The organism is Mycobacterium kansasii ATCC 12478 (genome assembly GCF_000157895.3).
Taxonomy (GTDB): domain Bacteria; phylum Actinomycetota; class Actinomycetes; order Mycobacteriales; family Mycobacteriaceae; genus Mycobacterium; species Mycobacterium kansasii.
The window spans coordinates 586,840-600,081 of record NC_022663.1; the positions used below are offsets into that span (position 1 = coordinate 586,840).

Annotated in this window: 9 protein-coding genes and 2 pseudogenes; 10 read left to right on the plus strand and 1 reads right to left on the minus strand. The window is 60.6% G+C overall.

The window, feature by feature from the left end:
• The first annotated feature begins 467 nt into the window (after positions 1–467).
• Entirely contained in the window at positions 468–1,187 is a 720-nt protein-coding gene (locus tag MKAN_RS02450) for a hypothetical protein (protein WP_023364748.1), read from the plus strand.
• Between the two features lie 263 nt (positions 1,188–1,450).
• Here MKAN_RS02450 and MKAN_RS02455 read toward each other — a convergent pair whose 3' ends face one another.
• Positions 1,451–2,761 (minus strand): cytochrome P450, encoded by a 1,311-nt coding sequence (locus MKAN_RS02455; RefSeq protein ID WP_023364750.1) that lies wholly within the window; start codon positions 2,759–2,761, stop codon positions 1,451–1,453.
• Between the two features lie 502 nt (positions 2,762–3,263).
• On the opposite strand from MKAN_RS02455, the gene MKAN_RS29205 reads away from it, so the two are divergent.
• From MKAN_RS29205 to MKAN_RS02495, 9 genes and pseudogenes are all read left to right on the plus strand, one after another.
• Entirely contained in the window at positions 3,264–4,811 is a 1,548-nt protein-coding gene (locus tag MKAN_RS29205) for a flavin-containing monooxygenase (RefSeq protein WP_080673990.1), read from the plus strand.
• 218 nt (positions 4,812–5,029) lie between these two features.
• On the plus strand, positions 5,030–5,338 hold the full coding sequence (locus MKAN_RS31430) for a transposase (RefSeq protein WP_023364752.1): 309 nt from the start codon (positions 5,030–5,032) through the stop codon (positions 5,336–5,338).
• Positions 5,335–5,976, plus strand: coding sequence for an IS3 family transposase (locus tag MKAN_RS30990; RefSeq protein ID WP_023364754.1), 642 nt, complete (start codon positions 5,335–5,337; stop codon positions 5,974–5,976). Before MKAN_RS31430 ends, MKAN_RS30990 begins: the two co-directional genes overlap by 4 nt.
• A gap of 57 nt (positions 5,977–6,033) precedes the next feature.
• Entirely contained in the window at positions 6,034–7,233 is a 1,200-nt protein-coding gene (locus MKAN_RS02470; RefSeq protein WP_023364757.1) for a tyrosine-type recombinase/integrase, read from the plus strand.
• Positions 7,230–8,180 carry a tyrosine-type recombinase/integrase gene (locus tag MKAN_RS02475; RefSeq protein ID WP_023364759.1) on the plus strand — a complete coding sequence of 317 codons (951 nt, stop codon included), beginning with the start codon at positions 7,230–7,232 and terminating at the stop codon, positions 8,178–8,180. Before MKAN_RS02470 ends, MKAN_RS02475 begins: the two co-directional genes overlap by 4 nt.
• Positions 8,180–9,220 carry a tyrosine-type recombinase/integrase gene (locus MKAN_RS02480; RefSeq protein ID WP_023364761.1) on the plus strand — a complete coding sequence of 347 codons (1,041 nt, stop codon included), beginning with the start codon at positions 8,180–8,182 and terminating at the stop codon, positions 9,218–9,220. The genes MKAN_RS02475 and MKAN_RS02480 overlap by 1 nt, the downstream gene beginning before the upstream one ends.
• 109 nt (positions 9,221–9,329) lie before the next feature.
• Positions 9,330–9,648, plus strand: a pseudogene (locus MKAN_RS30230) (integrase core domain-containing protein); the annotation flags it as partial.
• Positions 9,649–10,084: 436 nt separating this feature from the next.
• On the plus strand, positions 10,085–11,848 hold the full coding sequence (locus MKAN_RS02490) for an IS1634 family transposase (RefSeq protein ID WP_051404564.1): 1,764 nt from the start codon (positions 10,085–10,087) through the stop codon (positions 11,846–11,848).
• A 207-nt stretch (positions 11,849–12,055) separates the two neighbouring features.
• Positions 12,056–13,135 (plus strand): annotated as a pseudogene (locus MKAN_RS02495) (IS110 family RNA-guided transposase).
• Positions 13,136–13,242: the final 107 nt, after the last annotated feature.

Below are 13,242 nucleotides of genomic sequence, written 5' to 3' on the forward strand. Positions count from 1 at the left end.
GCCAACAGCCTGATCGCTGCGTCGATAACACGCACGCAGTGACAGCCAGGTGGGAGCTTAACATGCGACCGATGGCGCGTCATCAGTTTTGCCCAACAGGCACAGTCGATCCAAGCCGATGATCATCAAGCAGGTCAAATTGCACCGAACAACTTCGCGTTTAGGCGGCATGGGCGTGCACATCCCGAGGTAGCGTTGAAGCCAACGTGGCGCTCTACCCCGTGCAATCGCTGAAGCTGCTCGAGTGATTCGTGGTGTTGCTCATCCCACTGCCACTGCCCCATCACAGTGTAGGCAACCACTCAAGGAGGTTCCCTGAGGAACGTTGCGTCAGTGGCGAAGTGACCCTAGTTGCATCCAGCACGTGTACCCCGGCTGCTATGCGTATACCCGCCGGTCCCGACCTTAACGCTGCTAACAAGCTGGCTAAAATAGTCAGAAACAAAATTGACCAGAACGGAGGAGATATGGGACGCGAAGACACGAAACTAATCCAGTATCTTTCAATTTGGCTAGTGATAATTGCTCTGCTAAGTCATGCGGTAGGTTTTATTTTCTTAGCTCGCTTCCTGCCGCCGACACCGCCGTCACGCGACGCGTCGTATGTCGCATCTTTCTATCACGAAAATACCACCGGGATCATGGTTACGTGCGTGCTGGTGACGTTCGTCGGTCCCCTAATTATTCCATTCTTCGGCGTTATTTCCGTGCAGCTGAAACGAATCCAAAGAAATAACTCATCCTTAGCTTATACTCAGCTGATGAGTGGAGCAATCGGAGCCTCGATGTTTGCTCTCTCCGCCATGCTCTGGGCAGCCGCGGCCTTTCGGCCAGACCGCACAGCGCAAGAGATTCTGCTTCTTAGTGACATGGGCTGGATATTCTTTATGATGCCGGGCCCCTTCGCCATCACCCAGCTGGGTGCGATTGGTCTAGGGATCCTAATGGATCGAAGCCACGATCCGATTTACCCTCGCTGGTTGGGCTACCAGAACCTGGGTACAGCGCTGCTATTGGTGCCGACCGCCTGCGTTGCAATGTTCAGGACCGGCCCGTTCGCCTGGAATGGCCTCATCGCTTTCTGGGTTCCTGCTGCCCTCTTCCATATATGGTTTATAAGCATGCTGGTGTTCACCTTTAAGGCCATTCGCAAACCGCACGCCGCTGTTCTGGAACCGGAATCGTGATCTAGCACGCCACTCGAGCGGCTGCGATTACGAAGCCTTCAGATTGCCGTAACAACTATCCGAAGGACCGTATAGACAGGCGGTTTTTCGCTTACATAAGCACTGGTTCGCGCAATGGCTGCATCTAGCAACGACTCTTTGTCTCACTGGACCACGATCCTTACACCAGCCACGCATTCGCCGCGCCATCCATCTGACCAGCCCAGGGCCAATGAGCTCACGCATCCACTGACCCGTGGCAATCTGGACGAAATGTCGCACACCTATTTTCGGCTGGAGTCCTTTCTGACGGTTAGCGTGGCAGGCAACCCGCCCTCCACAGCGATCGAGAATTTTGGCGAATGGCGTGGCTGCCAACCAATCGGGAAGTTCACACAGTATCGCTGATGAATAATTGCGAGTAAGAACTGTGCGTTCATGTACCCAAGAGCCGACCCAATGCACCGATGTGGCCCGAATCCGAATGGTAAGAACGAAGTCGCCGGCCGCGATTGCACCTGAGCAGGGTTGGCGAAGCGGTTCGGATCATAACTGTCTGGGTTCTGCCACCACCGCGTATCACGATGCAGTGTGTACATTGGAACGCCGATTAACGTGCCCCGCGGGATGAAATAGCCGTCGATCCAGTCATCCCGCATGGCGAACCTAGGATTCATCGGGTGCCCTTGAAGGCGTTGTCCTTCGTCGAAACACGCCTTCGCCCACGTCAAGGACTGAAGATCATTGTACGTCGGTTGTCGTCCGTCCAGCGCATCGACCTCTTCATATAATTTGACGCGCGCCTCGCGGTTCCCATCGAGTAGCGCCAACGTCCATGACAGGGCCGCTACCACCGTTTCGTAGCCGCCGGCGATCAGCATCGCGGTCTCCTGGATCAAATCCTTTCGCCTGATCGCCGACCCATCATCGTATTGTGCATTGAGCAGGGTCTCGAATAGATCTTGACGCTCGATCGGGTGCCCAATACGGTAATCGATCTGCTGGGAAACCCACTTTCGCAAACGGAACCACGATTTGGGAAAGCTGTCAACTCCCGGAGCCGGGATTAAATTCGGTGGAGTACAGATGAAACACACCGCGGCAGCTGCACGCAGAACTGCATGCAGATCGACGTCAAGATCACATACCTCACGATCGGTCACTTTGATCGAAAACATCGCGCGCATGAAGGCGGGGAGGGTCACTTTTGCGATTTCGTATTGCAGATCAATTACCGCCCCCGTCTCGGCATAGATTTCCCACCTGTCGATGCGGCCGACGAACTCGTTGGCGATGCCGTCGGCCATCGTTGACAGGCTTCGGGCGCCGAAGAGCGGCGCAATCAACTTGCGCCGCTGTCGGAACACGTCGCCTTCCAACGTTGCTACTGAGGCGCCGATAACCTTGTTTAGACGCGCGCCAACGTTACCTCCCATGCTGTAAGCATTGCATGGATTATTCATCACATGCTTGACATGATCCGGGTGGCACACAAACACTGTCTCTCGCAAGGGAAATGGTAGCCGAAACACATCACCATATATTTGCTGACATTCTCGGACATACTCGAATGGATCTCGGAGAAACTCCGGCAATATCCCGACCCCGGGCCTTCCTCGTGGCCCTGGCGGGCGACGGTCTACGGGATGGCGAACACCACGAAAGAACCCGACCGGGTTCCTAGTAGGCCAGTACGGATCATCCGCTAGCGCCCTGACCATCGCCGTCCAATGGTCACGAGCTTTCCTCCCACGCCCACCTTGACTCATGCCACTACGATAGCTGCGACTCGCGCGGAACAGGTCTCGGCAGTTTTGCGGAGTTCTCCGACGTATCGGCTCAAGAAGGTGCTTGGCTGCACGAGGTTTCGAGCAACCCTAGGCGACGTGGACGTTTGACGTAAGCTGTGCGACAGTTGCCGACCGTTCCGCACGCTTGTGCGTTAGCATGATGAACGCCTGTAGGCAAAGCGCCACAGACTGGATCGACCACCTCGCCAGCGAGCACAGATACGAGCGCCATCCGACTGAAAGCGAAGAGCACGATGACCATTTGCCAGCATATCTCCCGAGAAGCAATGCTCCCTCTTAAGTTTTTATGTCTGGGGCACAATTGGAAGTAGGGAACGCCGAAGAAGTCCATTCCGACACCGATTTCGAGGTACTTATCGTCGGCGCGGGTTTTGGCGGTATCGGTGCGGCCATCGAGCTCATCAGGAAAGGCGTTGAGAACTTTTTGATTCTCGACAAAAACGATGGTGTCGGTGGAGTGTGGCGCGTCAACACTTATCCGGGTGTCGCAGCCGATCTGCCGTTCCTCTTGTATAGCTATTCCTACGCCCCGCCACGCAAGTGCACACGGTTCTTCCCGACGGGCGCCGAGGTTAGGGAATATATCGAGCAGATCGTAGATGATTATCGGCTCACCGATCGAATCCTACTTAATACAAACGTTGCGGAAGCTGTTTGGGAAGAGCGTTCGCACAAGTGGACAGTACATCTCGCTTCCGGCGAGACCCTCGTTAGCCGGTTCCTGATCTGTGGAATAGGTCCCTTTTCGACGGCCAAGATGCCTGACATTCCAGGTATCGAGGACTATCAGGGTAAGGTAATCCACACTGCCCAATGGGATCACGACTTCAATTATAGTGGAAATCGTATTGCTGTTATTGGCAATGGCGCAAGTGGTCTTCAGTTGATACCCGAGCTTGCCGATATTGCTACAAGCCTAGTTGTGTTTCAGCGCCGCCCGACCTGGGTGGCACCTAAACCCGACTTTGCAGTCCCGCAGTTTATGTCGTCGCTGGTACGGCACGCGCCTCTAACGCGAGTATTCATGCGCGCTGTCATCGCGGGGATGGTCGATCTGCTGATTACAGGACTGAGCGTCTTCCACAAGCGAGTACCCTTTATGATTCCGCTGATGCAGCGCATCGGCTCACAAGCCTACTTCCTTTCGGTGCGAGACCGTGAGCTAAGTAAGCGCCTAACGCCGGAATATGCACCGTATTGCAAGGCTGTCTCCATCTCGAACCGTTACTTGCGCACCTTCACACGCGACCACGTAGAACTGGTCACTGTTCCGATCGAGAAGCTAACTGCCAGGGATGTCGTCACCAGGGATGGCACGCTTTATGAAGTTGACGTTTTAGTGTGTGCTACAGGATTCAAGGTTATGGATGATGGCGCGATCCCATCATTTCCCACACGAGGGCGTAACAACACAGACTTACATCGCTTTTGGCAAGAGCATCGCTTTCAAGCGTACCAAGGCGTCTCTGTCCCGAATTTCCCCAATCTGTTCCTAATAACTGGGCCATATGCCTATCCTGGCGGGTCTTGGATCACCATGATCGAATGCACCAGCAAGCACGCTGCGCGGGCAATTGCTGCCGCACGGGCGCGCGGGGCCACTGCAGTCGAGATACGGAGCGGACCTCATGACCGATACTGGCGCAAATGCCTACGGCGAGCGAGGGATACGATTTGGCTATCAAAGCGCTGTGCAGGATCGAATTCCTACGTCGTTGACAATCATGGCGATCCCGTTCTTATCCGGCCGAGCTTGCATTGCGAGATGTGGTGGGGAAACAAGCGGTTCCCCCTCGGCCACTATGCATACAGCACTACGCCAGCAAGTTGTTAAAGAAGCAACCGGTGCTGTCCGATGCAGTGCCATTGCCGCGATTTTCTTATTCAGCGAAACAAGACCTCCACCTAGACAATCGGGTGGCAAATGACGATGGTGACCGAGCGACATTATTTCTGATTTCCGTCAAGGACATTTGGGACGTTGGGTCTGCTGCACGGATAAGTGACACCGAGCTCGCTTGCCCAGACTGGGTGGGCTGAGAGGATGTCATCATGGCACGGCCGTATCCCCAGGAGTTCCGCGACGATGTTGTGCGGGTTGCCCGCAATCGTGAGAACGGTGTGACGATCGAGCAGATTGCCGCCGATTTCGGGGTGCATCCGATCACGCTGTCGAAGTGGATGCGCCAGGCCGATGTCGATGATGGGGCTAAGCCGGGCACGACGACGAATGAGTCGGCGGAGTTGCGGGAGGCCCGGCGGCGGATCAAGCTGCTCGAGCAGGAGAACGAGGTGCTGCGTCGGGCCGCGGCATATTTGTCGCAGTCGAACCTGCCGGGAAAAGGATTTACCCGCTCGTGAAAGAGCTCGCCGCCAACGGGATTCCGGTGGTGGTGACGTGCCGGGTCCTCAAGCTCGCCCGCCAGCCCTACTATCGCTGGCTGACCGATCCGGTCACCGACGCCGAATACGTTGCAGCGCAGCGGGCCAACGCGTTGTTCGACGCCCACCGCGACGACCCGGAGTTCGGTTATCGGTTCCTGGTCGAGGAGGCCCGAGACGCCGGCCACCCGATGGCCGAGCGCACCGCCTGGCGGATCTGCTCGGGCAACGGCTGGTGGAGTGCCTTCGGTAAGCGCAAGCGGGGTAAGAACGGCAAGGTTGGCCCGCCGGTTCACGATGATCTGGTCGGTCGTCGTTTCACCGCTGACGCGCCAAATCGATTGTGGCTAGCCGATATCACCGAACATCGCACCGGTGAGGGCAAGCTCTATGTGTGTGCGATCAAGGATGTGTTCTCCAACCGCATCGTCGGCTACTCGATTGACTCGCGGATGAAGTCACGGCTGGCCACCCAAGCGTTGGCCAGCGCGGTCGCTCGTCGTGGCGATGTTGCCGGCTGCATCGTCCACAGCGATTATGCCGAGGTCTGTGTTAAGCCGAGGATCTGCGGAGATGTCCTGCGCTCGTGGGGGGTGCTGGCGGATTTCTCGGCTTAACGTTTCGGGTGGTGGTTAGCGTCCGTCGTATCTCTACGTCTGTGGAAGGAGACGGTGATGGATACGACGGTCAGTGGGATCGGCGCGGTTGTCGTGGCGGAGTTGCGGGCGGCCGGCTATATGGAATCGACGGTTGGTCAGTACGCCAAGACGATCAAGGCGCTGACTGAGTTTGCCTCGGGGCGTGAGTATTCCACCGGCTTGGGTGTGGAGTTCGCCTCGATGACGACCAGTGTACGCACCGGCCGGTTCAGCGCGCAGCGCCGGTTCGATTACCGGCGTCTTGTTACGGTGTTCGACTCCTATGTGCAGACCGGGCGGGTGGACCTGGCGGTTCGTGGCCGCGGCGGCGGAGGCCCACGGCCGGTGGGCGGCGACTTCGTTGCGCTGGACGCCACGTGGGAGGCCGAGATGGGCCGGCGCGGTCTGGCACCGGCCACCCGCGAGGCCTATGGAAGGGTGGCGCGAAGCTACCTGGTGTTCGTAGAAAGACGCGGGATCGCCGTGCTGGACGGCGCGGATGGTGCCAGTGTCTTGGCGTTTTTGGAATCCATACTGGATCGGTGGGCCAGGTCATCGCTGTTTTGGGTGGTGTCGAACTTTCGTCCGTTCCTGAAGTTCACCGGCCGCGCCGATCTGGTTAATGCGCTGAATCTGGCTGGCGTCAAACGCTTTCACGCGATAGTCCCCCTCTTGGGCGACGCCGATGAAGAGCTGGTTGTTCGTGCGTGTGCGTCGGGGGTGGTCAGCGCGCGAGACGCCGCGATCACTTTGCTCGCATTGACGACGGGATTGCGGGCCTGTGACATCGTGGCGCTGCGGATCGGTGATGTCGACTGGCGTGGGCACACGATCGGGATCGTGCAGCAGAAGACGGGCAACCCGCTGACGCTGCCGTTGCCGGCGCTGCTGCTGGGCAAGCTGGCTTCTTATGTGCTCGACGAGCGTCCCAGCTCCGGCGATGATCACCTATTCCTGCGTATGAAAGCGCCACACACCCGGCTCAACGACCACGCGACGGTGCACCGGGTGACCGTCGAGACATTCCGGAAAGCGGGGGTGGCCGAGGCGAAGGCGGGAACCCGGTTGCTGCGCCACAACGCCGCATCCCGGCTGCTGGCCGCAGCGGTTCCACTGCCGACGATCGCGGCAGTGCTGGGCCACGCCAGCGAAGAATCGACGAACCTCTACATGAGCGTCGACCGGCGACGTCTGCTCGATTGCGTTCTGCCGGTCCCAGAAGCTGTGCGGTCATGAGCGGCCACGGCTTCACCAGCGCGTTCGCCACCGAGCTGGATGCCTATCTGGCGTTCAAGGCGAAGATGGGATTCACTGGCGCTTCCCGCATCTGGTACCTGAAACGGTTCGACGCCTACTGCGCCGAGCACGACCGCACGGTGTTCGACAAGGACACGGTTGAAGGCTGGGTCGCTGTTCAGCTGCAACATTCGGGCCGTTACCGGTCCTGGATGTCCTACATCCGTGACGTCGGCCGCTGGATGGCAATGAACGAGATCCCTGGCGCGTATGTGCTCTCTGATCGGTGGAAAGCCCCTATCGTTGCCGCTCATCCCTATCTGCTGTCTCGGCGTGAAATCGAATTGTTCTTCGCTGCCGCCGCCCGGGTTCAGACGCCATGCCCGTGGCGGTGGCAGGCGGCCGCGTTTTTCACCTTGATGCACTCGTGCGGGCTGCGGACCGGCGAAACCCGCGCCTTGCAGACCGGTCAGGTCGACCTCGACGCCGGACACATCGACATCATTTGGTCCAAAGGCCATCGCGGCCGCAGGCTGCCGCTGACCGCCGAGGTGGTCGAGATCCTCGACACGTGCGACCGGACCTCGCGAGATCATTTCGCCTCGCGCCGAACGTTTTTCGTCTCCGCTACCGGCAACCAGGTCAGCGCGGCAACAGTCGGGAAGATATTCGGCCGCATCTGGGACCAGGCCGGGCTTGACCGGCCCGTGGCCGGTCAACAGCCACGGCCCTACGATTTGCGGCATCACTTCGCCTACGCCAATATCCAGCGGTGGATGACCGCCGGTGACGACGTCACCGCGATGCTGCCCTACCTGTCTCGTTACATGGGCCACGCAACCTTTGACAGCACGTACTACTACGTGCACACCTCGCCCGATTTCATGGCCGCCTACGCCGACATCACCCGGGACCGCCAGTCCCTGCTACCGCAGGTGGGATTCTGATGAGACGCGACCCACATACCGGTGCGCCGGACTTCTTCGGGGTCGCCCGCGATTATCTGCACTCCTACATACCCAAGACCAGAGGACTGTCACCGAAAACGGTTGAGGCATATCGGATCAGCCTGGAGTGCTTCCTGGACTACCTCGCTGAGGCTGAGCACATCGGACGTGAGCACCTCAGCTTCGATCACTTCGACCGTCCACACCTGAAGGGATGGCTGGCTTGGATGACCGATCAGCGGCACTACACGCCCAAGACCGTCACGTTGCGCCTCAGCGCCATCAAGGCGTTCCTGGCCTACGCGGCCTACGAAGATCTCACGCTCGTCGCGCTCAGCCAGGCAGCCAAGGCCCTCAAAGCGCCGGCGGGGCCCCGCAGGCCCGTCGAGTACCTCACCGAAGCTCAAACCCGGGCGATCCTTGCCGCGTTCACCGGGCAGACAGCGAAATCTCGCAGGAACCGGATGCTGCTCATTCTGCTCTACGACACCGCGGCTCGCGTGGGCGAGATCACCGGCCTGACCCTGGGCGATCTCCGCCTGACCGAGCCCGGCCACATCCTGCTTACCGGCAAGGGCAACAAGACCCGCGTCGTGCCCCTTACCGACAAGACCATCGGCCATCTGCACGTCTACCTCGACGAGTTCCACCCGAACATCACCAAACTGCCCGCGAGACGGCCATTGTTCTACAGTCTGCATCGCGGGCGACCTGCCGAACTGTCCGCTGACACGGTCGCCGCCGTGCTCAAGCAGGCCGCCGAATCCGCGCGTACTCAATGCCCTTCGATCCCGGCGAACATCCACTGTCACCTGCTGCGGAAGACCAAAGCGATGGATCTCTACCAGCAGGGCATCCCGCTACCGATCATCATGCACCTCCTCGGCCACGAAAACGCTTCCACCACAGCAGCTTTCTATGCCTTTGCAACCCTGGACATGATGCGTCAAGCGATCAACGCCGCCACCCCCGCGATCAACACCGCGGCCACCGAGCCACTCACCGAAGACCAACTCCAAACCCTCTACAGTCTGCGATAACCGCCTGAAACGTTAAGCCGAGAAATCCGCCAGCACCCCCCACGAGCGCAGGACATCTCCGCAGATCCTCGGCTTAACACAGACCTCGGCATAATCGGCGTTAAGCCGAATTCGGCTTAACTCCGACCGCGGATCGCAATTTCGAAGCCGACGATTCGTCCACGCGTTGGGCCGCTGCGACATGGCCGGATCCATGGGCCGAGTCGGGGCAGCCGGGCGACAACGCAGCCATGGAGAGCTTCTTCAGTCTGCTGCAAAAGAACGTCTTGAACCGCCGACGATGGGACACCCGCGAACAGCTTCGCATCGCGATCGTCACCTGGATCGAACGCACCTACCACCGCCGCCGACGCCAAATCGCTCTCGGCCGGTTGACCCCTATCGAATACGAAGCAATCATGACCACACCGGCCAGCCAGGCCGCGTGAAGAAACTGTCACTTATCCGTGCAGCAGACCCGTTCGCCCCTCTTCGTGATTGTTCCCGCCGCCACGCCTTAAGGAGAAAGCGAGTGCACACAATGAGATCAATCTTTATTACAGGCGCGGCCAGTGGAATTGATCTTTGTGCACGGCTAATCCACGCAAGAGGCTGGCGGGTGGGCCGGTCGACTGCAATTAGTGATGGCTTGGATTCACTCACACGCGAGCTGGGTACCGAACGCGTGTGGACCCGAGTCCTTTCGGTGACGTGGCGAGTCCCCGTTACTGAGCCCACCCCGTTTTAGACCGAAGTTACGGCGTGTTTGAGCGCTAATTGTGTGTCTGGTCTGCGGCTATGGTGTTGTAGCGGTCTCGAAACGTAGCCAAAAAACTATGGTGTGTCGGGTCTGGATTTCTTGCGAATAACGCTATGATGCAGCATATGGTGCGGCGGTCAGGCGCGATGCATGTGGCCAGGATCAAGAGTAGTCATGTGGATAAGGCCGGTCGGCGTCGCGACTACCAGTCGGTGTATCTGCGGCGCAGCTTCCGCGACGGCGGCACGGTTAAACACCAGCAACTGGCCAACCTGTCCGCCCTGCCCGAGGCCGCGATCAGCGCGATCGAGGCGGTGCTGTCGGGTGCGACGATGGTGGCCGCCGGCGACGCGGTGCGCATCGAATCATCGCTACCACACGGCCACGTCGCTGCGGTACACACCATGGCGCGCACATTGGGCCTGCCGGCCCTGCTGGGCCCGCCGTGCCGGGCCCGCGATTTGGCCTATGGGCTGATCGTGTCCCGAGTGCTGAGGCCGGGTTCGAAATTGTCCACACTGACCGGGTGGGCCGATACCACCCTGGGCGCCGATTTGGGTATCACCGGCGCGAGCAGCGACGAGGTGTACGCGGCGATGGACTGGCTGCACCAGCGCCAAGATCACATCGAAAAGCAGTTGGCGGCAAGGCATCTGGACCACGAAGTGAACCCGTCGCGGATCGCGATGTTTGACCTGTCCTCTTCGTGGGTGACCGGTCGGTGTTGTGAATTGGCCGCCCGCGGCTATTCCCGCGACGGCAAGAAGGGCTGCCCACAAATCGAATACGGGTTGCTCACCGACCCCGCCGGGCGCCCGGTCGCGATCCGGGTGTTCGCCGGCAACACCGCCGACCCCACCGCGTTTCGCGCCGCGGTTACCACGGTCAAAGACCGCTTCGGACTGACCAACATGGTGATGGTCGGTGACCGCGGCATGATCACCTCCGCGCGCATCACCGCCCTTAAAGACCTCGGCGGAATCGGCTGGCTGACCGCGCTGCGCGCCCCCTCCATCGCGGCCCTGGCTGCCGATGACGGACCGCTGCAGATGTCGCTGTTCGATGACCACGACTTCGCCGAGATCACCCACCCCGACTATCCCGGCGAACGGCTGATCTGCTGCCGCAACCCCCTGCTGGCCGCCGAACGCGCCCGCAAACGCGGCGAATTGCTTAACGCCACCGAACAACTCCTGGCCCCTATCACCGCCGCCGTGGCCGCCCGGCGACTGGTCGGCGCCGATCAGATCGGCCTCAAAATCGGCAAAGTCATTGACAAATACAAAATGGCCAAACACCTGCACGTCACCATCACCGACACCACCGTGACCATCACCCGCAGGCACACCCAGATCAGCGCCGAAGCCGCCCTCGACGGCATCTACGTGCTGCGCACCAGCGTGCCCGCCAGCGATCTGGCCAGCGCCGCCGTCATCAACGCCTACAAGAACCTCGCCAACGTCGAACGCGACTTCCGCAGCCTAAAAACCGACGACCTAGACCTGCGCCCGATCCACCACCGCCTTGAGGACCGCGTCCGCGCCCACGTCCTGATCTGCATGCTCGCCGCCTACCTCACCTGGCACCTGCGTCACGCCCTGGCGCCGCTGACCTTCACCGACGAAAACCCCCCTACCCGCGACAACCCCGTCGCACCAGCGCAGCGATCCCCCCAAGCCGCCACCAAAGCAGCCCGCAAAACCACCACCGACGCCCAACTGCCCACCCACAGTTACCAAGGACTGCTCACCCACCTAGCCACACTCACCCGCAACCAAGTCCGCTTCGCCGGCACCAAAACCCCCGTGCCCATGCTCACCGAGGCCACCGACACCCAAACCCGAGCCTTCCAACTCCTCAACACAACCATCCCGCTAAGCCTGCAGTAGCCAAAACATCCACACCCGAAAACACCGAACCCCCAGCTCAACTGGGGGTTCGAGCGCCCTCACCGCCGTAACTTCGGTTTAGACCGTATGTGGTGACTGCTTCGCGGAGTGGAGTAGTTGCTGGCCGGGGCCTCGCTCACGCAATCTCGTGGGTTACCGAGCGCGGTTCTGTGCTCGGCCTTTCCGACAGGTGTGAAGGAGGCCCCGGTGTTTTGCGAGCGTACGAGTGTTGGTTTGGATGTGCACGCCCGCTCGGTTGTCGCGGCGGCGATTGATGGGCGAAGCGGGGAGGTGTTTCGGCCGCGGTTGACGCCGTCGCACGCGGAGGTCATCGAGTGGGTGGGCCAGCTGCCGGGCCCGTGCGCAGTGGTCTATGAGGCCGGTCCGACGGGTTTCGGGTTGGCGCGGGCGTTGTCGGCGGCGAGATTGCGATGCGAGGTCGCGGCGTCGTCGAAGTTGCTTCGCCCGGCGGGTGATCGGGTGAAAACCGATGCGCGCGACGCGCTGAATTTGGCGCGGTTGTTGCGGCTGGACGAGGTTGTGCCGGTGTGGATTCCGAGTGCGGCCGAGGAAGCCGCCCGGGATCTGGTCCGTGCCCGGGAAGCCGCCCGAGCGGACTTGATGCGGGTCCGACATCGGTTGTCGAAATTGTTGCTGCGTCACGGGATCGTCTACTACGACGGCAAGGCGTGGACTGAACGTCACGACCGGTGGCTGCACCACCAGCGATTTGACGCCGCCCCCACGCAGTCGGCGTTCGAGGATGCCTACGAGGCGGTGGTGCTGGCTACCGCGCGGCGTGCGCGCCTCGATGAGAAGATCACCGCGCTGGCCGCTGACAGCAAGTTTGGCCCGATGACGCGACGGCTGGCATGTCTGCGCGGCATCTCGACGTTGACCGGGTTCGCGCTGGCGGTCGAGATCGGCGACTGGGATCGCTTCACCGGCGCGAGTATCGGCGCCTATCTCGGGCTGGTTCCCAGTGAGCATTCCTCTGGGGCCAGCCGGGTGCAAGGCGCGATCACCAAGACCTAACACCCATTGTGCGCCGGCTGCTGGTGGAAGCTGCCTGGCACCATCGCAGCGCCTACCGGCCCGCAGTGGCACTGCGGCGCCCGGGATCAGGCCCCGGCTGCGGCCCGCGCCCGGGCCCATGCCGACAACCAGCGGCTGCATGCCCGCTGGGTCGACTTGAACCTGCGCAGGAAACGAGCGGTGATCGCCAACGTCGCTGTCGCGCGCGAACTTGCCGGCTGGTGCTGGTCGCTGGCGGTGTTGCCCGACTGAACCCCCCCAGCCCCCGAACTGAACCGTGGAGGGATCGGATCATCCAGGTCACAGCGCGAGGAGCAATGCGCCCCGAGGCTATGAGCAACCGGTGGCCGCCCAGGCCC

Excerpts from the sequence above, each read along its gene's own strand:
- MKAN_RS02450 (WP_023364748.1), top strand. The coding sequence starts at position 468 with ATGGGACGCGAAGACACGAAACTAATCCAGTATCTTTCAATTTGGCTA.
- MKAN_RS29205 (WP_080673990.1), top strand. The coding sequence starts at position 3,264 with ATGTCTGGGGCACAATTGGAAGTAGGGAACGCCGAAGAAGTCCATTCC.
- MKAN_RS31430 (WP_023364752.1), top strand. The coding sequence starts at position 5,030 with ATGGCACGGCCGTATCCCCAGGAGTTCCGCGACGATGTTGTGCGGGTT.
- MKAN_RS02470 (WP_023364757.1), top strand. The coding sequence starts at position 6,034 with ATGGATACGACGGTCAGTGGGATCGGCGCGGTTGTCGTGGCGGAGTTG.
- MKAN_RS02475 (WP_023364759.1), top strand. The coding sequence starts at position 7,230 with ATGAGCGGCCACGGCTTCACCAGCGCGTTCGCCACCGAGCTGGATGCC.
- MKAN_RS02480 (WP_023364761.1), top strand. The coding sequence starts at position 8,180 with ATGAGACGCGACCCACATACCGGTGCGCCGGACTTCTTCGGGGTCGCC.
- MKAN_RS02490 (WP_051404564.1), top strand. The coding sequence starts at position 10,085 with ATGGTGCGGCGGTCAGGCGCGATGCATGTGGCCAGGATCAAGAGTAGT.